Origin of the sequence: Frigidibacter sp. MR17.14, assembly GCF_037095735.1 — a bacterium.
In the GTDB taxonomy this organism is placed as follows: Bacteria; Pseudomonadota; Alphaproteobacteria; order Rhodobacterales; family Rhodobacteraceae; genus Frigidibacter.
Genome location: NZ_JBAWKD010000004.1, coordinates 390,856 through 411,199, shown reverse-complemented (window position 1 = coordinate 411,199; position 20,344 = coordinate 390,856). Strand labels below are relative to the sequence as shown.

The window sequence follows — 20,344 nt, the reverse complement described above, 5'->3', positions numbered from 1 at the left end:
CGACAATCTCTTCCGGCTTGTGCTTCTTCTGTCCCATATTCCGTCCTCCATCTGGCTTGAAAGCCTACTTCAGGGAGGACCACTTTTCAGGGGGCAGACCATAGGTATCCGGCCCCGGCCCTAACCTTCGCGGTCTATCGCAGGAAATGCTGCGCTCGCTTTCGAACGACTGCTTCCGAGGTAATCGCCTCTCAGTATAGAACTAGGCTGATTGTCAGCTCTGGGCCGGAACTACCGAGCGCCGGGAGCGGGCTTGCCGGAGGGCCTCCGTCCGCTTCCTTCGCGCAGCCGCCTGTCGCGGGTCCTAGCCCGACCGTCTGCAGCCGCCGCGAAGCCAGAGAATGGATCCTCGCGACTGAGAAGACAGGCCAACCGCGCGCACCATTTTTCTGCAGCCAACCGACTGCAGACGTGACTCGGACGGATGGTGTAGCAGCCCATGTGCCCCATGTCCCGAAATCATGGGACACCCGACTGTTGATCGGCAACAGCAATTCGGAGCCTTTGGTACCCGAGGTCGGACTCGAACCGACATACCTTGCGGTGGCGGATTTTGAATCCGCTGCGTCTACCATTCCGCCACTCGGGCCCCGGCCTTCCGTCTAGCCGGGGCGCGCGCGGCTGTCCAGCGCCGCGCGTGTCGCGGCGCCGAGCGGTCGCCCGTCACAGCCCGCCCGTCACAGGTCGCGGGCCGAGAAGGTGTCGCAGCTGTTCATGTCGCCGCTGTCATAGCCCTGGGCGAACCAGTGCTGGCGCTGCTCGGAGGTGCCATGCGTGAAGCTTTCCGGCATCGGCACCCGTCCGGCGTTGCGCATCAGCGTGTCGTCGCCGATCTTCTCGGCGGCGTTCAGCGCCTCGGCGATGTCGCCGCGGTCGAGCGAGCCGAACTTGCCTTCCGCGGCCTTGGCCCAGACCCCGGACAGGCAATCGGCCTGCAGCTCGGTCATCACCGAGATCCGGTTCGAATCCTCGGCACTGCTGCGCTGGCGCGCGTCCATCGACTTCTTGAGGATGCCCAGCTCGTCCTGCACATGGTGCGCGACCTCGTGGGCCACGACATAGGCGAAGGCGAAATCGCCCCCGGCGCCAAGCTCGCGCTGCATGGTCGCGAAGAAGGCGGTGTCGAGATAGACCTTGCCGTCGATCGGGCAGTAGAACGGCCCGGTCGCGCCCGAGGCGTTGCCGCAGGCCGAGGGCGTGACCTGGCTGAACAGCACCAGCGTCGCGGGCGTGTAGGTCATGCCGTTGCGCTGGAAGATGTCGGTCCAGACCTCTTCGGTGTCGGCCAGCGTGACCGAGACGAACTCGCCCGCCTGCTTTTCGGCGTCCGACAGCTCGCGCGGGGCGCCGCCGTCGGTCTGGACGATCTGGCCGCCGCCGGCGCCGTTCAGGATCGGCGTGACGTCGACCCCGAGGAACCAGCCGATCAGCACGATGGCCAGCAGGCCGAAGCCCCCGACCTGCACGCCGCCGCGGCCGATCCTTGCGCCCTGCCCGCGACGATCCTCGATATTGGCGCTGCCGCGCCGGCCCTGCCATCTCATGACCCGCTCTCCACCCGTTCCACCCGGCACGTCTTCCACCCGACCCGTCTTTCACCTGGCCCGTCGCACGACATGCTCACGGACAGTTGAGCCAGAAAGTCGCGAGCCGCGCCACTGGTTCCGGCGGATCGAAAATCCTATCTGGATTGAGGCGCGGCCGGGTGCCGGGGCGCTGCCGCGGTGCTGCCGGGCCGGGTCCGAGGCGCGGGCCCGCGGCCCTGCGCCCTTGCCGATCCCGCCGCAGGGCGGCATTGTCGGGCCGCGACCTTCCCGCGGGACCCCCATGATCCGACGCCTCTACGACTGGACGATGCGCCTTGCCGGCACCCGTCATGCCAACACCGCGCTCGCTGGCGTCGCCTTCGCCGAAAGCTCGTTCTTCCCGCTGCCGCCGGACCTGCTGCTGATCCCGATGGTGATCGCGCGCCGCGACCGCGCCTTCGTCATCGCGGCGATCTCGACCGTCGCCTCGGTTCTGGGCGGGCTCTTCGGCTATCTCATCGGCTGGGGGCTGATGGACGCGATCGGGCGGCCGGTGCTGGAGTTCTACGGCAAGGGCGGCGATTTCGACAGCCTCGCGGCGCAGTTCAACGCGCTGGGCTTCTGGGCGGTGCTGATCGCCGGGGTCACGCCCTTCCCCTACAAGGTGATCACCATCTTCTCGGGCGCGACCGGGCTGAACATCGTGCTGTTCGTGCTGGTCTCGATCCTGGCGCGGGCGCTGCGGTTCTTCGTGGTCGCGGCGCTGCTCTGGAAATGGGGCCCGCCGATGCGCGACTTCATCGAGCGCCGGCTGGGCCTGGTGTTCACCGTCTTCTGCCTGCTTCTGGTGGCCGGCGTCGCCGCCGTCCGCCTGCTCTGACCGAGGCCCGACATGACCGGATCCGCCCGCACACCCGCCCTGCTCGCCGCCCTCGGCTCGGCCCTGCTGCTGGCGGGGGCCTTCGGGTTCCAGCTGGCGGGCTATCCGCCCTGCCACCTGTGCTGGCTGCAGCGCTATCCACATTTCGTGGCGGCCGGGCTGGGAATCGTGCTGCTGGTCGTGCCCTCGCGCTGGATCATGGCGCTGGGAGCGCTGGCGGCGCTGACCACCGCGGGCCTCGGCCTGTTCCACACCGGGGTCGAGCGCGGCTGGTGGGAAGGCCCCACCACCTGCACCTCGGGCGGGATCAGCGGCCTGTCGGTGCAGGACCTGATGGCGCAGATCGACGGCGCCCCGCTGATCCGCTGCGACGAGGTCGCCTGGCAGCTGGCAGGCCTGTCGATGGCCAGCTGGAACGCGCTCTTCTCGCTGCTGCTCGCGGTGCTCTGGATCCTGGCCTTCCGCCGCGCTAGCGCCTGAGCTGACGCAGCGCGCGGTCCAGCTCGTCAACCAGCGCCGCCGCCGTCGCCCGGTCGATCCCGCCCGCGATCACGCTGCGCCCGCCCGAGGCCGAGAGCACCGTCACCAGATGCGAACGGTCGAACAGTGCCGTGCGCAGCCGTGGCGGCTGGCGCAGGCCCTCCGCCACCTCGCCGGGGCGCAGCGGGCCCGGGGCCAGCACCGGCAGCGCCAGCGGCAGGCCCGCGCTGCGGTCGGCACCGAACGAGATGATCCGCTGCAGGGGCAGCGCCACGGCACCGGCGCGCAGGCCCTCGGCGGTGATCTCGATCCGGGCCGGGGCCCGGTGCCGCCCGCCGGCCCCGAGCGCAAGCAGCCCGACCCCGGTCGGGACCAGCGCCGCGAGGAAGGCCGGGGCCGAGCCCGCCGCGAATCCGGTCAGGACCATCGCGCCCCCGGCCACGACCAGCGCCGCCCCGCGCCGGGACGAGCGTGCGGGCAGCACGGCGAAGACGCTGGTGCCATCGGGGGCGACGCGGGCGATCAGGTGCCCGCGAGGCCGGCGCCAGAGCGCGGCAAGGCTGTTGCGCCACCACAAACGGCGCGCGTTCAGCCAGACGAAACTTGCGATGACTGCAAGGTGAAGCCCGAGCAAAGCCCAGACCACCAGACGCACGGATGCGTCCTCCATGGAACCCTCCCGACACTCGTAACAACTACAACGTGCGCAGTTCATCACGAAATCCGGCGAAGGGAAAGCCTGCCCGGCGGTGCGGCGGCGACCTGTCGCTATCCTGACACGCCGCGGCGGGCGCGGGCTTCAGTGCAGGTGGAATTCCCCCACCACGTTGCGCCATTCCCCGGGGCCGATCAGCTTGCGATGCGAGAAGCGGACCGAGTGCAGCGGCCCCTCGATCTCGCGCTGCCAGAATTCGATGAAGCCGAACAGCCGGGGATGATCGGGGGCAAGGTCGTAGTCCTGCCAGATGTAGCTGTTCAGCACGTGGCGGTGATCGGGCATGCGATAGAAGATCTCGGCCACCGTCAGCCCGTAGCCCTTCAGCATCAGTTCGGTCTCGCTCGGCCCTGTCTGGCCGGTCCCGGTCCTGTCCATGGCGACTCCTTTGCTGTCCCCCCGGATACGATGCTGTCACAAACTCGTAACTTTTCAACGAAAACAGTATGTTGTCACTCTCACCCGGTGGCTGCCGAACTTCCCTGCCCCCCGGCATTGCACCCTAGGGATGGGATGGTCTATAGTCCCGCGCGACTAGATATTGACACGACCGGCAAGGCGGACAGGCAACTTGAGCGACGATCCGGAACTCCCCGAAAACATGGACGAAAAGCCGTTCCGCATGGCGCATGACGGCCCGCAGGTCTCGATCTCGGGAGAGATGCGGACCGCCTATCTCGACTATGCGATGTCGGTGATCGTCAGCCGCGCGATTCCGGACCTGCGCGACGGGCTGAAGCCGGTGCACCGGCGCATCCTGTTCGCGATGCATGAAACCGGCAACACCCATGACAAGGCCTATCGCAAGTCGGCGCGGCCCGTCGGCGACACGATGGGCAAGTACCACCCGCATGGCGACGCCTCGATCTACGATGCACTGGTGCGGATGGCGCAGGACTTCTCGATGTCGCTGCCGCTTCTGGACGGCCAGGGCAACTTCGGCTCGATGGACGGCGATAACGCGGCCGCCATGCGCTATACCGAGGTGCGGATGGCCAAGGCGGCGCAGGGCCTGCTCGACGACATCGAGAAGGACACCGTCGACTTCCAGGACAACTATGACGGCAAGGACAAGGAACCGACCGTCCTTCCGGCGCGGTTCCCGAACATGCTGGTCAACGGCGCGGGCGGCATCGCCGTCGGCATGGCCACCAACATCCCGCCGCACAACCTTGGCGAGGTCGTCGATGCGACGCTGGCGCTGATCGCCAATCCCGACATCTCGTCGGAAGCGCTGATGGAGATCGTGCCGGCGCCCGACTTCCCCACCGGCGGGCAAATCATGGGCCGCGGCGGCGCCCGCAAGGCCTATCTGGAAGGCCGCGGCTCTGTCATCGTGCGCGCGAAGACCCGCGTCGAAGAGATCCGCAAGGACCGCTACGCGATCGTCGTCGACGAGATCCCCTATCAGGTCAACAAGGCCTCGATGATCGAGAAGATCGCGGAACTGGTCCGCGACAAGAAGCTGGAAGGCATCGCCCACGTTCAGGACGAATCCACCCGCTTCGGCGTGCGGGTCGTGATCGAGCTGAAGCGCGACGCGACGCCCGACGTGGTGCTGAACCAGCTGTGGCGCTTCACGCCGATGCAGACCTCGTTCGGCTGCAACATGCTGGCTCTGAACGGCGGCCGCCCGGAACAGCTGACGCTGCGCGATTTCCTGTCGCATTTTGTCACCTTCCGCGAAGAGGTCGTCGCCCGCCGCACCGCGTTCGAGCTGCGCAAGGCGCGCGAGCGCAGCCACATCCTGTGCGGTCTGGCGGTCGCGGTGTCGAACGTCGACGAGGTGGTGCGCACCATCCGCGCCTCTGCCGATGCCGCCGAAGCCCGCGAAAAGCTGATGACCCGGCGCTGGCCGGCGCATGACATCGTCGAATACATCAAGCTGATCGACGACCCGACCCACAAGGTCAACGACGACGGCACCTACAACCTGTCGGAAATCCAGGCCCGCGCGATCCTCGACCTGCGCCTGCAGCGCCTCACCGCGATGGGCGTCGCCGAGATCACCGACGAGCTGCAGGAGCTGGCCGCGAAGATCCGCGACTATCTCGACATCCTGTCCTCGCGCGAGCGGATCATGGCGATCATCTCGAACGAGCTGACCGAGGTGCGCGCCGCCTTCGCCGTGCCGCGCCGGACCGAGATCGTCGACTGGGCGGGCGATCTGGACGACGAGGACCTGATCGAGCGCGAGGACATGGTCGTGACCATCACCTCGGGCGGCTACATCAAGCGCACCCCGCTGTCGGAATTCCGCAGCCAGCGCCGGGGCGGCAAGGGGCTGGCCTCGATGTCGACCAAGGACGACGACGTGGTCACCACGCTGTTCGTCGCGAACACCCACACGCAACTGCTGTTCTTCACCACCGACGGCATGGTCTATTCGCTGAAGTGCTGGCGGCTGCCGCTCGGCGCGCGCACCACGCGCGGCAAGGCGCTGGTCAACCTGCTGCCGATCCAGACCGGAATCACCGTCGCGGCCCTGCTGGCCATCGACGAGCCGAAGGAGGAATGGGAGAACCTGCAGGTCTTCTTCGCCACCTCGGACGGCGACGTGCGCCGCAACGCGCTGTCGGACTTCGCCAATGTCATGCGCAACGGCAAGATCGCGATGAAAGTCCCGGAAGGCGTCAGCCTCGTGAACGTGCGCATCTGCGACGAGAACGACGACGTGATGCTGGTCACCTCGAATGGCCGCGCGATCCGCTTCCCGGTGCCCGAGGTGCGGATCTTCAAGGGCCGCGACTCGACCGGCGTGCGCGGCATCCGCCTGAACGGCGAGGACAAGGTCGTGTCGATGTCGGTGATCCGCCACTTCGAGGCGAGCCCCGAAGAGCGGGTCGCCTACCTGAAGCAGCGCCGCCTGATGGCCGGCGTGACCGAGGACGAGGCCGCGGATGACGAGGACGAAGGCGTCGCCGAGGGCCAGCTGTCGCCCGAACGCTATGCGCAGATGTCGGCGGCCGAGGACCTGATCCTGACCATCACCGCCAAGGGCGCGGGCAAGCTGTCGTCGAGCCACGACTACATCGTGCGCGGCCGCGGCGGTCAGGGGATCCGGGCGATGGATGCCGCGATGCGCGGCGGGCCGCTGGTCGCCTCGTTCCCGCTCGAGATGGGCGATCAGGTGATGCTCGCGACCTCGACCGGGCAGTCGATCCGGGTGCCGGTCGAGGGGATCTCGTTCCGCTCGCGCTCGGCCGGGGGGGTCAAGGTCTTCGACACCGCGGCGGGCGAGGAAGTGGTCTCGGTCGCGCGGATCGCCGAGCAGGCCGAGGACGAGGCCGACTTCGGTGCAGAGACCGGCGAGGCGCCGGGAACCGCAGACGGTCCGGACGCGTAGAGCAGGTACACTTGCGGGACCACGCTCACGGGCCGGTCACGAAAGGCGGAGGCCTGCCGATCGTGACCGGTTCCGCTGTCCCAGTGATCGTGGTTGAGGCAAAGTGGACCACAAGAAACGGGCGAGTCGAACCCGGTCCAAACGAAGGAGCAGTCCATGAAATGCGCGCGCGCCGCGGCCCTTGCCGCGGCAACCCTTGTCTTCGCCGGCGCCGCCCATGCGGAATTCAAGGGCGGAACGGTCGACCTGTCCTATTCGACCTTCACCGACGACAACGACTTCGCGAAATACGGCGCCTCGGGCCAGTTCGACTTCCAGCTGGGCCCGAACTTCGGCCTGCAGGGCGACCTCGCGCTGCGCAACCTCGACTTCGCGGATGACACGGCCAAGGCCGCCGGCCTGCACGCCTACACCTTCCTGACCCCCGATGCCGCGGTCGGCGCCTTCTACCAGGCCGAGCGGCTGGGCGATGTCGATGCCGAGCATCTGGGCCTCGAGGCCTCGACCACGCTCTACAACGGGCTGAAGCTGCAGGGCTATGCCTCGCGCGCCTTCGAGGGCGACATGCGCGGCAACGTCTTCGGCGCCCAGGCCGACCTGCCGCTGAACCAGGCCTTCGCCATCGGCGGCAAGATCGACTACATGGATCTCGAGCATGATACCGAGGCGACGCGGATCGCGGTGAACGCGAGCTATTCGCTGCCGGGCGTCAGCTTCTACGGCGAGGTAGGCCAGCTGAACGCCGATGTCGGCGGCTATGACGACAGCGAGGCCTTCGTGGGCCTGGGCGCCAAGTTCCGCTTCGGCCAGAGCCAGCAGGCCACCTTCGGCGAACGCGGCTTCGGCGCGCTGCTGCCGGGGTTCTGAGCGGCTGAGGTCACGGGCGGGGGGGCGCTGCCTGCAGGGGTCAAGGCGGGGGGCGCTGCCCGCAGAGGATAAGGCGGGGGGCGCTGCCCCCCGGGCCCTTCGGGCCTCCCCCCCCCGGGATATTTGAGCCAGTGCGAAAGAGAAAACGCCGCCCCCTTGTCGGGGCGGCGTTTCGTGTTTCAGAGGGCGTAGATCTCGGCGAACTTCGCTTCGAGGTAGTCGAGCAGCGGGCCCTCGCTGGGGGCCGTGCCGCAGGCGGCGGTGATCACCGCGCGCGGGGCATGGAGGCCGCCGTGGCGCTGCACCTTCTCGGCCAGCCAGTCGGTGGCGGGCGACGGGTCGCCCTTGGCAAGGCTCGCGTCGAGATCGGGCAGGTCGGCGCGCAGGGCCTGCATCAGGCAGCCCGCGTAGACATTGCCGAGGCTGTAGGTCGGGAAGTAGCCGAAAAGCCCCGCCGACCAGTGCACATCCTGCAGCATCCCGTGCTGCGGCCGGTCGACCGCCACACCGAAGTCGTTCAGGAAGCGGGCATTCCAGGCCTCTTCGAGGTCCGCGACGTCGAGATCGCCCGCGATCAGCGCGCGTTCGAGGTCGAAGCGCATCATGATGTGCAGGTTGTAATGCACCTCGTCGGCCTCGGTGCGGATGAAGCCGGGCTCGACCCGGTTCACCGCCGCGTGGAAGGCCCGGGCGTCTTCGCAGCTGAGATCGCCGTATTCCGCCCGCATCTGCCCGAAGATCCACGAGGTGAAGGCGGCGGAACGTCCGAGCTGGTTTTCGTAGATCCGGCTCTGGCTTTCGTGCACGCCCATCGACACGCCCTGCCCGAGCGGCGTCAGCGCGAAGGCGGGCGCGATCTTCTGTTCATAGGTCGCGTGGCCGACCTCGTGGATCGTCGAATAGAGACAGTTGAAAGGATCGCTTTCCATCACCCTTGTGGTGATCCGCACGTCCGAGCCCGAGCCCGACGAGAACGGATGCACCGCGAGGTCGAGCCGGCCGCGGGTGAAATCGTAGCCGAAGGCCTCGGCCATCTTCCGCGCCAGCCGCAGCTGGCCGTCATGGCCGAATTCGCCGCCCAGTTTCGCCGGGCGCACCGAGGACCCAAGGATCCGCTCGCGCAGGGCGACCAGCCGCGGGCGCATCCGGTCGAAGATCGCGGCGATGTCCGCGGCGGTCGTCTCGGGCTCGTATTCCTCGAGCAGCGCGTCATAGGCGGTGGTGGCCGCGGTGCCCTCGGCCCAGGCCTGCGCCTGTTCGCGCCGCAGCGCCACGACCTGGCGCAGGGTCGGCAGGAAATGGGCGACATCGCCCTGCGCCCGCGCCTCGGCCCAGATCCCGTGCGAGAGCGAGGTGAGCCGCGCAAGCTCGGCCGCGAGGCGTTCGGGGATGCAGCGGGCGCGGGTGTAGCTGCGGGTCGTCAGTTCGAGCATCCGCGCGCCCTCGGGATCGGGCGCCTCGGCCTTCGCGAGCCACTCGCCCAGCCGGGGGTCGGTGCGGCGGGCATGGATCACCGCCTCGATCGCCGCCATCTCGTCGCCGCGCTGAAGGGCGGCGCCGTGGGGCATCATGGTTTCCTGATCCCAGCCGAGGCGGCCGGCGATCTGCGCCAGCGCCTCGGTGTCGCGCTGGAAGGCCATGAGTTCGGTGAAGGCGGTCATCGGGCGCTCCTCAGCGACTGGACATGGGGGTATTGCGCCGCGTGACGGGCGCGCAGGATCAGGGTGAAGAGGACCACGGCGCCAAGCTGGTGGGCAAGGCCCAGCGGCAGGGGGGCTGCATGAACCGCGGTGACGATGCCGAGCGCGACCTGCACCAGAAGCATCACCGCCAGCGCGTGATAGCTGCCACGGGTCTGGGCATGCGGCGACTTGCGGCCGCGGTTCCAGACCACCAGCCCGTAGATCACCAGCAGGTAGGCGACCATGCGGTGGATGAACTGGGTGAGGCCGGCGCTTTCGAAGAAGGCCCGCCAGAGGGCGGCGTTCGAGCCGTCGGGCTGCGGCAGGTAGAAGGCGTCCGAGGGGAAGAACTCGCCGTTCATCGAGGGCCAGGTCGGGAAGGCACGGCCCGCATCGATGCCCGCGACCAGCGCGCCGAGCAGGATCTGCAGGAACGCGAGGTGCAGAAGCCCGGTGGTCATCCCGAACAGCTTGCCCTCGCGCGACCGGCGGGCCTGCAGCAGCGCGGCCTCGGGCCGGGCGAGCGAGAGCATGTACCAGGCGATGGTGCCCAGGATCGCGAAGGCAAGGCCAAGGTGGATCGCGAGGCGGTAGGAGGCGACCGAGGTCATTTCGCCCACGAGGCCCGACGAGACCATCCACCAGCCGATCGCGCCCTGCAGCCCGCCAAGGATGCCAAGGCCGAACAGCCGCCCCGTCCAGCCCGCGGGGATCTTGCGGGCGGCGAGGAAGCCGAAGAAGCCGAGCGCCCAGACGAGGCCGATGGTGCGGCCCAGCTGCCGGTGGCCCCATTCCCACCAGTAGATGCTCTTGAAGCCGTCCAGCGTCATCTGGCTGTTCATCAGCCGGAACTGCGGGCTGTCGCGGTACAGGTCATAGGCCGCCTGCCAGTCCGCCTGCGAGGTCGGGGGCAGCGCGCCGGTGACCGGCTTCCATTCGGTGATCGAAAGCCCCGAGTCGGTCAGCCGGGTGGCACCGCCGACGGCGATCATCACCACGACCAGCGCGAAGAGCACGGCGAGCCAGACCCGGATCCACCGGCGCGCGCCGCCGCCCGAGCGGCTGTCGATCATGCCGCCCTGCGGGACCGGGGCCTTGCGGCCCTCGCCCACGTCCTCGAACAGCTTGCGGGGTTGCTGCGCCATGCGCCTCTCCTGGCCCGTCGAAATTGCCGGGGCAACCTAGGGCCGGCAGGGGGCGCCCGCAAGGCCGGGTGGCCGCGCAATGACCGCGCAGATGGTCAGGACGTCACAGAGGGAAGACACAGGGAGTGGGCCGGGCGGTCGCGACCGCCCCTGCCCGTCGTCACCGGGCGCGGCTCAGGCCAGCGCGAGGTTGGTCGCCGACTCGCGACCCTGACGATCCTTCTCGAGATCGAAGGTCACGGCCTGCCCGTCGGGCAGCGAGCGGATGCCGGCGCGTTCCAGCGCCGAGATGTGGACGAAGATGTCCTTGCCGCCGTTTTCCGGGGCGATGAAGCCGAAGCCTTTGGTTGCGTTGAACCATTTCACGGTGCCATTGGCCATCCGAGAGTTCCTTCCGAAGATGCGGCCCGCAGGATGCGGCCGCCCGGCACAGCAGAGAATCGAAGGCTGGCCAGAAGGTGCAGGTCCGAGAAACGCAGTATGCCCGACCCTTTCTACAGCAGAATCCCGTCCTGCGCGACCCGGATTTAGGCCCCCGCGCAACCGGCCGCCGAGCGCCCTGCCCGCCTAGCGTGTCCAGGCGCGCCAGCCGGTGCGGTCGCGCACGCTTTCGATCCTCAGGCCGCCGCGTCCCGCCGAGACCGCCAGCGCCCCCGACCAGCGCAGCCGCCGCGCGTCCCAGAGGTCGCAGGGGCCGGGCGTCCAGCCCTCGGGGCGGTCGTCCGCCAGCACGACGAGGCCGCCGGCCGCGCAGCTGGCCTCCAGCGCGGCAAGGCCCGCCTTGCCGGTCAGCACCGTGACCGGCACGCCCGCAAGCTCTGTCCGCCGGGCGCCGGGCGGACCCGTGAAGGCCGGCCCCGAAACGCCCGGGCCCGAAACGCGCGGGCGCCCGGCGGCCGTCGCCTGGTCGGCGAGATCGCCGTCATCCTCGAGCCAGCTGTCGGCGGCGAAACCCTCGCCCTTCGGTTTCGAGATCGCCCGCCCCTCGGGGCCCATGATCCCGATCAGCCCGCCACCGGGCGAGACCAGCAGCGCCGGCCGCCCGGCCCCGGCCCAGAGCGCGGCGGCGAGCGCCAGCATCGCGACCCCGGGCGCCCTGAGCGCGCCACGTGCGGCCAGCGCCCAGGCCGCGCCCACCGCCAAGAGCGGCAGCACGGCCGCAGGCGGGGCGGCGACGGCGCTGACGGCGCCCTGCAGCCCCGCGACCCCGTCGGCGACGAACAGGATCCAGGCGCAGCCCCAGCCCATCGCCCAGAGCGGCAGGCCCGCCAGCCCCACGGGGCCAAGGATCGCCGCGATCACCCCCGCCGGCATCACCACCGCCCCCATCACCGGCACCGTCAGCATGTTCGCGAGCAGGCCGTATTCCGCGATCCGGTTGAAATGCGCGGCGGCGATCGGCGCGGTCGCGCCGCCCGCCAGCAGCGAGGACAGCGCCAGCGCCACGGCCGGGCGCAGCAGGCGCGGCACGAAGGGCTGCACCCGCGCCCAGAGCGGCCAGCCGAGGATCAGCGCCACCGTCGCTGCGAAGCTCATCTGGAAGCCGGGCTCGGCCAGGCTTTCGGGGCGGGCGACCATCAGGATCAGCGCCGCGATCGCCACGGTGCGCAGCGTCACCGCGCGGCGGTCGATCAGCACCGCCGTCAGCATCACCGCGGCCATGATCCAGGACCGCTCGGTCGCGGGCTCGGGCCCGGCGAGCCACAGGTAGAAGGTCGTCGCCACCAGCGCGACGCCGGCCGCGATCTTCTTCGCCGGCAGCCGCAACGCCAGCGGCGGCACCAGCGCCAGCCCGCCGCGGACCAGCGCGAAGACGAAGCCCGCGAGCATCCCCATGTGCAGCCCCGAGATCGAGATCATGTGCGACAGGTTCGAGCCGCGCATCGCGTCGTTCGTCGCCGCGTCGATGCCCGAGCGGTCGCCGGTCATCAGCGCCGCGGCGAAGGCGCCCGCCTGCCCCTCGATCCGCGCCTGCATCGCCCGGCTCAGCGCGATCCGCGCCCGGTGGGCGGCGATGCCCATGCCGGGATCGCGGCCCAGAAGCTCGACCGGGCGGCGGGTATAGCCCAGCGCGCCCAGGCCGTCGAACCAGGCGAGGCGGCGGAAGTCGAAGGCGCCGGGCGCCACCGGCCCCTCGGGCGGCGACAGATGCCCGGTCAGGCGCAGGATCATCCCGGGCTCGGGCAGGAACGCCTCGGCCTCGGCATGCAGGGCAAGACGCACCTGCGCGGGCGTCCGCTCGGGCCGCAGGTCGTTCAGCCGCACCCGGTCGAGCGTCACCCGCAACCGGTCCGACCAGCTGCGGTCGATCTTCACCACCCGCCCCTCTATCGGGCCGTAATAGCGAAAGCCCAGCACCGGAGCGCGCACCGCCTCGGTCCGGGCGGCGGCCAGCAGGAAGCCCGCGGCGGCCAGCGCCACGGCCAGTGCAAGGGGGCGCAGATCCTCGGGCAGGCCGCGCGCCAGCACCAGCGCCGCGGCCCCGGCCGCGCCCACCGCCGCGGCGGTCAGCGTGCCGGGGTCGTCCGGCAGGCCGAACCAGCCCATGATCCCGAGGCCGAGGCAGACGGGCGCCAGCGGCAGCATCCGGCCAAGCCCCTCGGCCAGCTGCTGGCGCGGCCCCGGACCCGCCCGGCGCGCCAGCCAGGCACAGACGTCGCCCCAAAGCAAACGCCGGGCCGGTGCGGCAGCGGCGACAGCCCCCGCCACGGACCGAACCCGCCCGAGCAGGCGCCCGCCGCTGCGTCCCGTCGTGCCCGGTCCGGCCGGCTCGCCCTGCTGCATGGCCCGTCCTCCCGACCGACCGGCCTGCGGTGCGGGAAGCACGCGGCGGGACGGCTGCCGCCCGTCCCGCCACGCCCCCCGACCGGCCGCGGCGCTCCTCCCTCGCCCGAGGCGCCCCGACACCGCCGAACCCGCAGGCGCCCGCAACCCTTGTGCCGCATCGCGCCGATGCCTAAGAGATCGCCAAACGCCTTCGCGCCCATGGGGTCAGGGATTGGTTACCGTCCGGTTAACGCCGCCCGGTCGCCGCCGCCCGAACCGGCCCCGGGCCGCCGCCAGACGGAGTCCCGCCCGATGACCCAGAAGATCGTCACCCGCTTCGCCCCCTCGCCCACCGGCTACCTGCACATCGGCGGGGCCCGCACGGCGCTGTTCAACTGGCTGTTCGCCCGCGGCCACGGCGGCACCTTCCTGCTGCGCATCGAGGACACCGACCGCGAACGCTCGACCCCCGAGGCCGAGGCCGCGATCCTGCAGGGCCTGACCTGGCTGGGGCTCGACTGGGACGGCGAGGTGGTGCGCCAGTTCTCGCGCTCGGACCGCCATGCCGAGGTCGCGCGCGAGATGCTGGCGCGCGGCGCCGCCTACAAGTGCTTCTCGACGCAAGGAGAGATCGAGGCCTTCCGCGAGGCCGCCCGGGCCGAGGGCCGCTCGACCCTGTTCCTGTCGCCCTGGCGCGACGCCGACCCCTCGACTTACCCCGATGCGCCCTACGTCATCCGCCTGAAGGCCCCGCGCGAGGGGGTGACGGTGGTCGAGGACAAGGTGCAGGGCGACGTGACGTTCAAGAACGAGACGCTGGACGACATGATCCTGCTGCGCTCGGACGGCACGCCCACCTACATGCATGCGGTGGTGGTCGACGACCATGACATGGGCGTGACCCATGTGATCCGCGGCGACGACCACCTGACGAATGCCGCGCGCCAGATCCAGGTGTTCCGCGGCATGGGCTGGGACGTGCCGGTCTTCGCCCATATCCCGCTGATCCACGGCCCCGACGGCAAGAAGCTGTCGAAGCGCCACGGCGCGGTCGGCCTCGAGGAATACCAGGGCATGGGCTACCCCGCCGCGGGGATGCGCAACTACCTTGCCCGCCTCGGCTGGAGCCATGGCGACGACGAGGTCTTCACCGACGCGCAGGCGCGCGAGTGGTTCGAGCTCGAGGGGATCGGTCGCGCGCCGGCCCGGCTCGACTTCAAGAAATTGGAACATGTTTCGGGCCAGCATATCGCGATGATGGCGGACGAGGCGCTGATGACCGAACTTGAGGCCTATCTCGCCGCGGCCGCGAAGCCTGCGTTCACGAACACCGCGCGTGCGCGGGTGCAGGCGGCGATGCCGGTGCTGAAGGAACGCGCGAAGACCTTCCCGGATCTCCTTGAAAAGGCGGCCTTCGCCACCGTCGAGCGCCCCATCGTCCCCGACGAGAAGGCCGCCAAGGCGCTGGACGATGTATCCCGCGGTATACTGTCGGAATTGACGCCGCAGCTGCAAACTGTTAGCTGGACGCGTGAGGAATTGGAGGCCACAGTGGCCTCGGTCGGGGAGGGTCACGGACTTGGGCTTGGCAAGCTTGCCGCGCCGCTCAGGGCCGCTCTCGCCGGAAAGACGGTATCGCCCAGCGTCTTCGACATGATGCTGGTGCTCGGTCGCGACGAGGTGGTTGGCCGCCTGTCCGACGCAACGCGCTGAGGCCCGCGAGAAGGCCTTGAATTTCCCCAGGGGCGCCCCTGTCCGGGCCGCCCCGCGGGTACGAGGAAAGGGAACGGAATGGCAGATTCTACGAGAAGCGCCAAGGTAGTGCTGGACGGCAAGGAATTCGACTTGCCGGTGATGTCCCCGACCGCGGGCCCCGATGTCCTCGACATCCGCAAGCTCTACGGCCAGGCCGACGTCTTCACCTACGACCCGGGCTTCACCTCGACGGCCTCCTGCGAGTCGACCATCACCTTCATCGATGGCGACAAGGGCGAGCTGCTGTACCGCGGCTATCCGATCGAGCAGCTGGCCGAGAAGTCGCATTACCTCGAAGTCTGCTACCTGCTGCTCTACGGGGAACTGCCGACCGCCGAACAGCTGAAGAAGTTCGAGACCACCGTGACCCGTCACACGATGGTGCACGAGCAGATGCACAACTTCTTCCGCGGCTTCCGCCGCGACGCGCATCCGATGGCGACCATGGTCGGCGTCGTCGGCGCGATGTCGGCCTTCTACCACGACTCGACCGACATCAACGATCCCTGGCAGCGCGAGGTCGCGGCCTTCCGCCTGATCGCCAAGCTGCCGACGATCGCGGCGATGGCCTACAAGTACTCGATCGGCCAGCCGTTCGTGTACCCGCGCAACGATCTCGACTACGCGTCGAACTTCCTGCACATGTGCTTCTCGGTCCCGGCCGAACAGTACAAGGTCGAACCGGCGCTGGCCAAGGCCATGGACCGGATCTTCACCCTGCACGCCGATCACGAGCAGAACGCCTCGACCTCGACCGTGCGTCTGGCGGGTTCGTCGGGCGCGAACCCCTTCGCCTGCATCGCGGCCGGCATCGCCTGCCTCTGGGGCCCGGCCCATGGCGGCGCCAACCAGGCCTGCCTCGAGATGCTGAACGAGATCGGCACCGTCGACCGCATCCCGGAAATGATCGCGCGCGCCAAGGACAAGAACGATCCGTTCCGCCTGATGGGCTTCGGCCACCGCGTCTACAAGAACTTCGACCCGCGGGCGAAGGTCATGAAGGAATCGGCGGACGAGGTGCTGGGCCTGCTCGGCGTCCATGACAACCCGATCCTGCAGGTCGCCAAGGAACTGGAAAAGATCGCGCTGGAGGATCCCTACTTCGTCGAGCGCAAGCTCTACCCGAACGTGGACTTCTACTCGGGCATCATCCTCGAGGCGATGGGCTTCCCGACCTCGATGTTCACCCCGATCTTCGCCATGTCGCGCACCGTCGGCTGGATCGCGCAGTGGAAAGAGATGATCTCGGACCCGCAACTGAAGATCGGCCGTCCGCGCCAGCTCTATGTCGGTGCCCCGCGCCGCGACTACACCGACGTCGCCGCCCGCTGAGCGACGACACCGCCGTCAGGCCTTCGACGCCCCCGCAGGATCTGCGGGGGCGTTCTCGTTTTGCCATACGCGCCGGCAACGAATCCGATGGATTTGGTCAGAAATTTCCTGCCCCGCTCTGGAAATTCCCGAGCGGAACAGTCAGGATGCAGTGACCAATCGAAAGAGTCGGAATTATGCCCCACCTCCCCGCCGGCATTCGCGCCGCCCTTCTCCTGCTTCTGCTGGCCGCCCCGGCCACCGCGCAGGAGGCAGCCCCCGCGGTCCCGACCGAGGCCCCCGCCGCCCCCGCGCTGACCCAGGGCGACGAAGCGGCCCCCGCCATGGCACCCGACACGACCGTGCAGACTGCCGCCGCCACGCCGCAGCCTGTGCCGGTGACACAGGCCCTGCCCCATGACCTTTCGCCCTGGGGGATGTTCCTGGCGGCCGACATCGTGGTGAAGGGGGTGATGGGCCTGCTGGCGCTGGCCTCGCTCGCGACCTGGACGGTGCTGGTCTACAAGCTGGTCGAGATGGCGCTGGCCCGCCGCCGCCTTGCGCGCAGCGGCGCGGTGCTGGCGGCGGCGCAGTCGCTCGACACCGCCGCCGGCCGGCTCGAGGGGCGCTCGGACCCTGCCGCCTTCATGGCCCGCGCGGCGCTGACCGAATACCGCCGCTCGGTCCCGGCGCTGGGCCAGGCCGGGCCCGACGGGCTGAAGGACCGCGTCCGCTCGGAAATCGAGCGCACCACCGCCCAGGCCGGGCGGCGGCTGATGCGCGGCACCGGGCTTCTGGCCACCGTCGGCTCGATCTCGCCCTTCGTCGGGCTGTTCGGCACGGTCTGGGGGATCATGAACAGCTTCATCGGCATTTCCGAAAGCCAGACCACCAATCTCGCCATCGTCGCGCCGGGCATCGCCGAGGCGCTGCTGGCCACCGCCATCGGCCTTGTCGCCGCGATCCCGGCGGTGGTGGTCTACAACCACTTCGCCCGCGCGATCTCTGGCTATCGGCAGGGGCTGGGCGATCTTGGCGCCGCGGTCGAACGGCTGCTGAGCCGCGATCTCGACTTCGCGCGCCACCCGGCGCCGCTGGCCGAGGCGGCCTGAGATGGCCGGCGGCATCCGCGAGACCGGAGGCGACGAGCTCGCCGAAACCCATGAGATCAACGTCACGCCCTTCATCGACGTGATGCTGGTGCTGCTGATCATCTTCATGGTCGCGGCTCCGCTGGCGACGGTCGATGTGCCGGTCGATCTGCCCGCCTCGACCGCCGCCGCGCGCGAGCGGCCCGACGACCCGGTCTACCTGTCGGTGACCAAGGACCTGACCCTGCTCCTCGATGACAGCGATATCAGCCGCGACGGTCTGGCACAGGCGCTGGCCACGCGCACCGGCGGCGACCACGAGGCGCGGATCTTCCTGCGCGCCGATCAGGCGGTGGCCTACGGCGACCTGATGGCGGTGATGAACCTGCTGCAGCGCGCGGGCTATCTGAAGGTGGCGCTGGTCGGGCTGGAACAGGTCCCGACGCCGGCGAGCGCGCCATGATCGGCTGGCAGGCGCAGGTTTCGCCGCGGCGGCGGCGGATCGAGGCGGCCGGCTGGACCGCCGCCGCGGGGCTGGTGCTGGGCACCGTCGCCGCGGGCACCGCGCTGGCGCTGATCTACGATCCCGCCGGGACCGGCGGGCGCGAGCAGGTGGTGATGATGGAGCTGCCGCCCCTGCCCGCCGCCGAGGCCGTGGCCGAGGTGCCCGAGGCCGCGCCCGACATCCCCCAGCCCGACACGCCCGAGATGGCACCGCCCGAGGCCGAGACGCCGCCAGAGGCGCTTCCCGACCTGCCGCCGCCCCGCGCCGAGGCGCCGCCCGACCTTGCCCCGCCGCCCGACATGGCCGCGCCGGAACGTCTGGCCGAACCGCTGCCAGACACCGCCAGTCCCGAACCGCCGCCGCCGTCCGTCGAGCCGCCGGTCGAGCCCCCGGTCGAAACCGCCGAGGTGGCGCTGCCCGACAGCCCGCGCCCCCCGGAGCGTCCCGAAACGCAGCCCGAGCCCGTCCCCCCGAAGCCCGACACGCCGCAGCCCGACAGCCCGCGCCGAGAGGCCCGCAAGCGCCCCGAGCCAGAGCGCGCGCCCGACCGTCAGGCAGAGCGCGCGACCGAGCGGCGCGAGGCCAGCGCCGGTCAGGCCGCGGCCCCTGCCGCCCGCGGCAGTGCCTCGGCCAGCGAGATCGAGCGCTGGACCGGCCGCGTGCAGGGCCAGCTTGCCCGCCACATGCAGCGCCGCCGCTTCGCGCCCGGCACCGTGCTTCTGCAGCTGACCATCGACAGCGCGGGCCGGGTGACCGGGGCCTCGGTCCTTCAGGCGCAGGGCGCGGGCGGGCTCGAGGCAGAGATCCTCGCCCATGCCCGCCGCATCGGCCGCGTCACCGCGCCGCCCCCCGGCGCCCCCACGACACTGCGGGTGCCGGTGCAGGTGCGCTGATCGTCGCCCCGGGGCGCGCGATCCAGCCGCCCCGCGGACGCAGGCGCACCGGATCGCGGTGGCAGCAAACTTCCAGAGCAAGAGACCGTGACGGCGGTCGCGCCACGGCAGGCCCGCCGGTCGCAGCACCGGCGCCCCTGCCGGGCCCTGTAAGCCCGGCAGGGTGACGATGATCGCGCCGGTCTCGGTCGCGACCACGGTATGTTCGTATTGCACGACCGGCGCCGCCGGCTCTGCATAAAGCGTCCAGCCGTCCTCGCCGTCATGGGCCCAGACCGCGCCCGAGGACAGGAACGGCTCGACCGTCAGCACCAGCCCCTTGCCGATCGTGCGCCGGTCCCGGTTCGGCCAGGTCGGGATCTCGCCCGGCTCCTCGTGCAGCGCGCGGCCGATGCCGTGGCTGGCGAGATTGCGGATCAACGTGTAGCCCCGCGCCGCGGCAAAGCGCCCGACCGCATTGCCGATCCCGGCCAGCGGCCGGCCGGCGCGGACCTCGGCGATCCCGATCTCGAGCGCGCGGCGCCCGTCGCGGCAGAGCCGGTCGTCGGCCGTGCGGCGCGGCTTCACCCGGAAGCTGGCGCCGGTGTCGGCGAAGATGCCGTTCTTCGCGGCCGAAACGTCGATGTTCACCAGATCGCCCGGCCCGATCACCCGGTCGCCCGGAATGCCATGCGCGACCTCTTCGTTGACGCTGATGCAGGTCGCGCCCGGGAAGTCGTAGCAGCTGCGCGGGGCCGAAACCGCGCCCTCGCGGTCCAGCGCCGCCTGCCCGATCGCGTCCAGCTCGCGCGTGGTGATCCCGGGCTCCAGCGCGCGCGCCATCGCCTGCAGCGTGTTCGCGACGACGCGGCCGCTTTCGCGCAGCGCCGCCAGTTCGGCTTCCTGTGTGATGGTCATGCGCGGTTCAGTCCTGCAGGATTTCCGCCAGCCGGGCCTTCTCGGCCTCGGACAGCTCGTCGGCCGGCGGCTCAGCCCGGCGGCGCGAGCGGATGAAGGCGAAGCCGATGCCCAGCCCCAGCACCAGCATCGCCGGGCCCGCATACCACAGGATCAGGTTGCCGCCCGAGGCGACCGGCTCGAACAGCACGTATTCGCCGTAGCGGTCGACGACATAGTCGACGACCTGGGCATCGGTGTCGCCGGCCACCAGCCGTTCGCGCACCAGAAGCCGCAGGTCGCGGGCCACCTGCGCGTTCGATTCGTCGATGGTTTCCGACTGGCAGACCGGGCAGCGCAGCTTTTCGCTGATCTGGCGGGCGCGCAGCTCCAGCGCCGGATCGGCCAGCACCTCGTCGGGTTGGACGGCCAGCGCGGCCACGGGGCTGAGCGCGGCGATCGGGGGCAGCGCCAGCGCGGCGGCAAGCAGGAGGGCCTTCATCGCG

General features: G+C 70.2%; 17 protein-coding genes, 1 tRNA gene and 1 pseudogene. 9 read left to right on the top strand and 10 right to left on the bottom strand.

The window, feature by feature from the left end:
* Window positions 1–505: 505 nt before the first annotated feature.
* Both V8J36_RS14155 and ypfJ read right to left on the bottom strand, forming a co-directional pair.
* Window positions 506–589 (bottom strand) — tRNA-Leu (locus tag V8J36_RS14155).
* An 88-nt stretch (window positions 590–677) separates the two neighbouring features.
* The gene (gene ypfJ, locus V8J36_RS14150; protein WP_336467935.1) at window positions 678–1,544 is read right to left on the bottom strand and encodes a KPN_02809 family neutral zinc metallopeptidase; all 867 of its coding nucleotides are present in this window, start codon (window positions 1,542–1,544) and stop codon (window positions 678–680) included.
* Window positions 1,545–1,827: 283 nt separating this feature from the next.
* Here ypfJ and V8J36_RS14145 point away from each other — a divergent pair, with 283 nt between their 5' ends.
* Together V8J36_RS14145 and V8J36_RS14140 are read left to right on the top strand one after the other, a co-directional pair.
* A complete protein-coding gene (locus tag V8J36_RS14145; RefSeq protein WP_336467934.1) occupies window positions 1,828–2,406 on the top strand; it encodes a YqaA family protein in 579 nt (192 codons plus the stop codon).
* A 12-nt stretch (window positions 2,407–2,418) separates the two neighbouring features.
* Entirely contained in the window at window positions 2,419–2,886 is a 468-nt protein-coding gene (locus V8J36_RS14140) for a disulfide bond formation protein B (protein ID WP_336467933.1), read from the top strand.
* On the opposite strand, the gene V8J36_RS14135 is transcribed toward V8J36_RS14140, so the two are convergent.
* Both V8J36_RS14135 and V8J36_RS14130 read right to left on the bottom strand, forming a co-directional pair.
* On the bottom strand, window positions 2,876–3,556 hold the full coding sequence (locus V8J36_RS14135) for a hypothetical protein (protein ID WP_336467932.1): 681 nt from the start codon (window positions 3,554–3,556) through the stop codon (window positions 2,876–2,878). The genes V8J36_RS14140 and V8J36_RS14135 overlap by 11 nt on opposite strands.
* A 129-nt stretch (window positions 3,557–3,685) precedes the next feature.
* Complete coding sequence (locus tag V8J36_RS14130) at window positions 3,686–3,979, bottom strand: usg protein (protein WP_336467931.1); 294 nt, start codon at window positions 3,977–3,979, stop codon at window positions 3,686–3,688.
* 193 nt (window positions 3,980–4,172) lie between these two features.
* On the opposite strand from V8J36_RS14130, the gene gyrA reads away from it, so the two are divergent.
* Both gyrA and V8J36_RS14120 read left to right on the top strand, forming a co-directional pair.
* Window positions 4,173–6,947 carry a DNA gyrase subunit A gene (gyrA, locus tag V8J36_RS14125; protein ID WP_336467930.1) on the top strand — a complete coding sequence of 925 codons (2,775 nt, stop codon included), beginning with the start codon at window positions 4,173–4,175 and terminating at the stop codon, window positions 6,945–6,947.
* Window positions 6,948–7,103: 156 nt separating this feature from the next.
* Window positions 7,104–7,814, top strand: coding sequence for a hypothetical protein (locus V8J36_RS14120; RefSeq protein WP_336467929.1), 711 nt, complete (start codon window positions 7,104–7,106; stop codon window positions 7,812–7,814).
* A 179-nt stretch (window positions 7,815–7,993) separates the two neighbouring features.
* Here V8J36_RS14120 and V8J36_RS14115 read toward each other — a convergent pair whose 3' ends face one another.
* The 4 genes from V8J36_RS14115 to V8J36_RS14100 all read right to left on the bottom strand — a co-directional run bounded on the left by V8J36_RS14115 (window position 7,994) and on the right by V8J36_RS14100 (window position 13,425).
* Entirely contained in the window at window positions 7,994–9,475 is a 1,482-nt protein-coding gene (locus V8J36_RS14115) for a carboxypeptidase M32 (protein ID WP_336467928.1), read from the bottom strand.
* Entirely contained in the window at window positions 9,472–10,641 is a 1,170-nt protein-coding gene (gene ctaA / locus V8J36_RS14110) for a heme A synthase (RefSeq protein ID WP_336467927.1), read from the bottom strand. Before ctaA ends, V8J36_RS14115 begins: the two co-directional genes overlap by 4 nt.
* 174 nt (window positions 10,642–10,815) lie before the next feature.
* The gene (locus V8J36_RS14105; RefSeq protein ID WP_336467926.1) at window positions 10,816–11,022 is read right to left on the bottom strand and encodes a cold-shock protein; all 207 of its coding nucleotides are present in this window, start codon (window positions 11,020–11,022) and stop codon (window positions 10,816–10,818) included.
* A 186-nt stretch (window positions 11,023–11,208) separates the two neighbouring features.
* Complete coding sequence (locus V8J36_RS14100; protein WP_336467925.1) at window positions 11,209–13,425, bottom strand: ComEC/Rec2 family competence protein; 2,217 nt, start codon at window positions 13,423–13,425, stop codon at window positions 11,209–11,211.
* 294 nt (window positions 13,426–13,719) lie between these two features.
* On the opposite strand from V8J36_RS14100, the gene gltX reads away from it, so the two are divergent.
* The 5 genes from gltX to V8J36_RS14075 all read left to right on the top strand — a co-directional run bounded on the left by gltX (window position 13,720) and on the right by V8J36_RS14075 (window position 18,962).
* Window positions 13,720–15,120 carry a glutamate--tRNA ligase gene (gene gltX / locus V8J36_RS14095; RefSeq protein WP_336467924.1) on the top strand — a complete coding sequence of 467 codons (1,401 nt, stop codon included), beginning with the start codon at window positions 13,720–13,722 and terminating at the stop codon, window positions 15,118–15,120.
* A gap of 78 nt (window positions 15,121–15,198) precedes the next feature.
* On the top strand, window positions 15,199–16,494 hold the full coding sequence (gene gltA, locus V8J36_RS14090; RefSeq protein WP_336467923.1) for a citrate synthase: 1,296 nt from the start codon (window positions 15,199–15,201) through the stop codon (window positions 16,492–16,494).
* Between the two features lie 176 nt (window positions 16,495–16,670).
* A complete protein-coding gene (gene exbB / locus V8J36_RS14085; RefSeq protein WP_336467922.1) occupies window positions 16,671–17,585 on the top strand; it encodes a tonB-system energizer ExbB in 915 nt (304 codons plus the stop codon).
* A gap of 1 nt (window position 17,586) precedes the next feature.
* Window positions 17,587–18,027, top strand: coding sequence for a TonB system transport protein ExbD (gene exbD, locus V8J36_RS14080; RefSeq protein WP_336467921.1), 441 nt, complete (start codon window positions 17,587–17,589; stop codon window positions 18,025–18,027).
* Window positions 18,024–18,962 carry an energy transducer TonB family protein gene (locus V8J36_RS14075; protein ID WP_336467920.1) on the top strand — a complete coding sequence of 313 codons (939 nt, stop codon included), beginning with the start codon at window positions 18,024–18,026 and terminating at the stop codon, window positions 18,960–18,962. Before exbD ends, V8J36_RS14075 begins: the two co-directional genes overlap by 4 nt.
* A gap of 153 nt (window positions 18,963–19,115) precedes the next feature.
* On the opposite strand, the pseudogene map reads toward V8J36_RS14075, so the two are convergent.
* Together map and V8J36_RS14065 are read right to left on the bottom strand one after the other, a co-directional pair.
* Window positions 19,116–19,859 (bottom strand): annotated as a pseudogene (gene map / locus V8J36_RS14070) (type I methionyl aminopeptidase); the annotation flags it as partial.
* A 7-nt stretch (window positions 19,860–19,866) separates the two neighbouring features.
* Window positions 19,867–20,340 carry a cytochrome c-type biogenesis protein gene (locus tag V8J36_RS14065; protein ID WP_336467919.1) on the bottom strand — a complete coding sequence of 158 codons (474 nt, stop codon included), beginning with the start codon at window positions 20,338–20,340 and terminating at the stop codon, window positions 19,867–19,869.
* Between the last annotated feature and the right edge of the window lie 4 nt (window positions 20,341–20,344).

Coding starts and splice junctions, on each gene's coding strand:
- ypfJ (WP_336467935.1), bottom strand. CDS start 1,544: ATGAGATGGCAGGGCCGGCGCGGCAGCGCCAATATCGAGGATCGTCGC.
- V8J36_RS14145 (WP_336467934.1), top strand. CDS start 1,828: ATGATCCGACGCCTCTACGACTGGACGATGCGCCTTGCCGGCACCCGT.
- V8J36_RS14140 (WP_336467933.1), top strand. CDS start 2,419: ATGACCGGATCCGCCCGCACACCCGCCCTGCTCGCCGCCCTCGGCTCG.
- V8J36_RS14135 (WP_336467932.1), bottom strand. CDS start 3,556: ATGGAGGACGCATCCGTGCGTCTGGTGGTCTGGGCTTTGCTCGGGCTT.
- V8J36_RS14130 (WP_336467931.1), bottom strand. CDS start 3,979: ATGGACAGGACCGGGACCGGCCAGACAGGGCCGAGCGAGACCGAACTG.
- V8J36_RS14120 (WP_336467929.1), top strand. CDS start 7,104: ATGAAATGCGCGCGCGCCGCGGCCCTTGCCGCGGCAACCCTTGTCTTC.
- V8J36_RS14115 (WP_336467928.1), bottom strand. CDS start 9,475: ATGACCGCCTTCACCGAACTCATGGCCTTCCAGCGCGACACCGAGGCG.
- ctaA (WP_336467927.1), bottom strand. CDS start 10,641: ATGGCGCAGCAACCCCGCAAGCTGTTCGAGGACGTGGGCGAGGGCCGC.
- V8J36_RS14105 (WP_336467926.1), bottom strand. CDS start 11,022: ATGGCCAATGGCACCGTGAAATGGTTCAACGCAACCAAAGGCTTCGGC.
- V8J36_RS14100 (WP_336467925.1), bottom strand. CDS start 13,425: ATGCAGCAGGGCGAGCCGGCCGGACCGGGCACGACGGGACGCAGCGGC.
- gltX (WP_336467924.1), top strand. CDS start 13,720: ATGACCCAGAAGATCGTCACCCGCTTCGCCCCCTCGCCCACCGGCTAC.
- gltA (WP_336467923.1), top strand. CDS start 15,199: ATGGCAGATTCTACGAGAAGCGCCAAGGTAGTGCTGGACGGCAAGGAA.
- exbB (WP_336467922.1), top strand. CDS start 16,671: ATGCCCCACCTCCCCGCCGGCATTCGCGCCGCCCTTCTCCTGCTTCTG.
- exbD (WP_336467921.1), top strand. CDS start 17,587: ATGGCCGGCGGCATCCGCGAGACCGGAGGCGACGAGCTCGCCGAAACC.
- V8J36_RS14075 (WP_336467920.1), top strand. CDS start 18,024: ATGATCGGCTGGCAGGCGCAGGTTTCGCCGCGGCGGCGGCGGATCGAG.
- V8J36_RS14065 (WP_336467919.1), bottom strand. CDS start 20,340: ATGAAGGCCCTCCTGCTTGCCGCCGCGCTGGCGCTGCCCCCGATCGCC.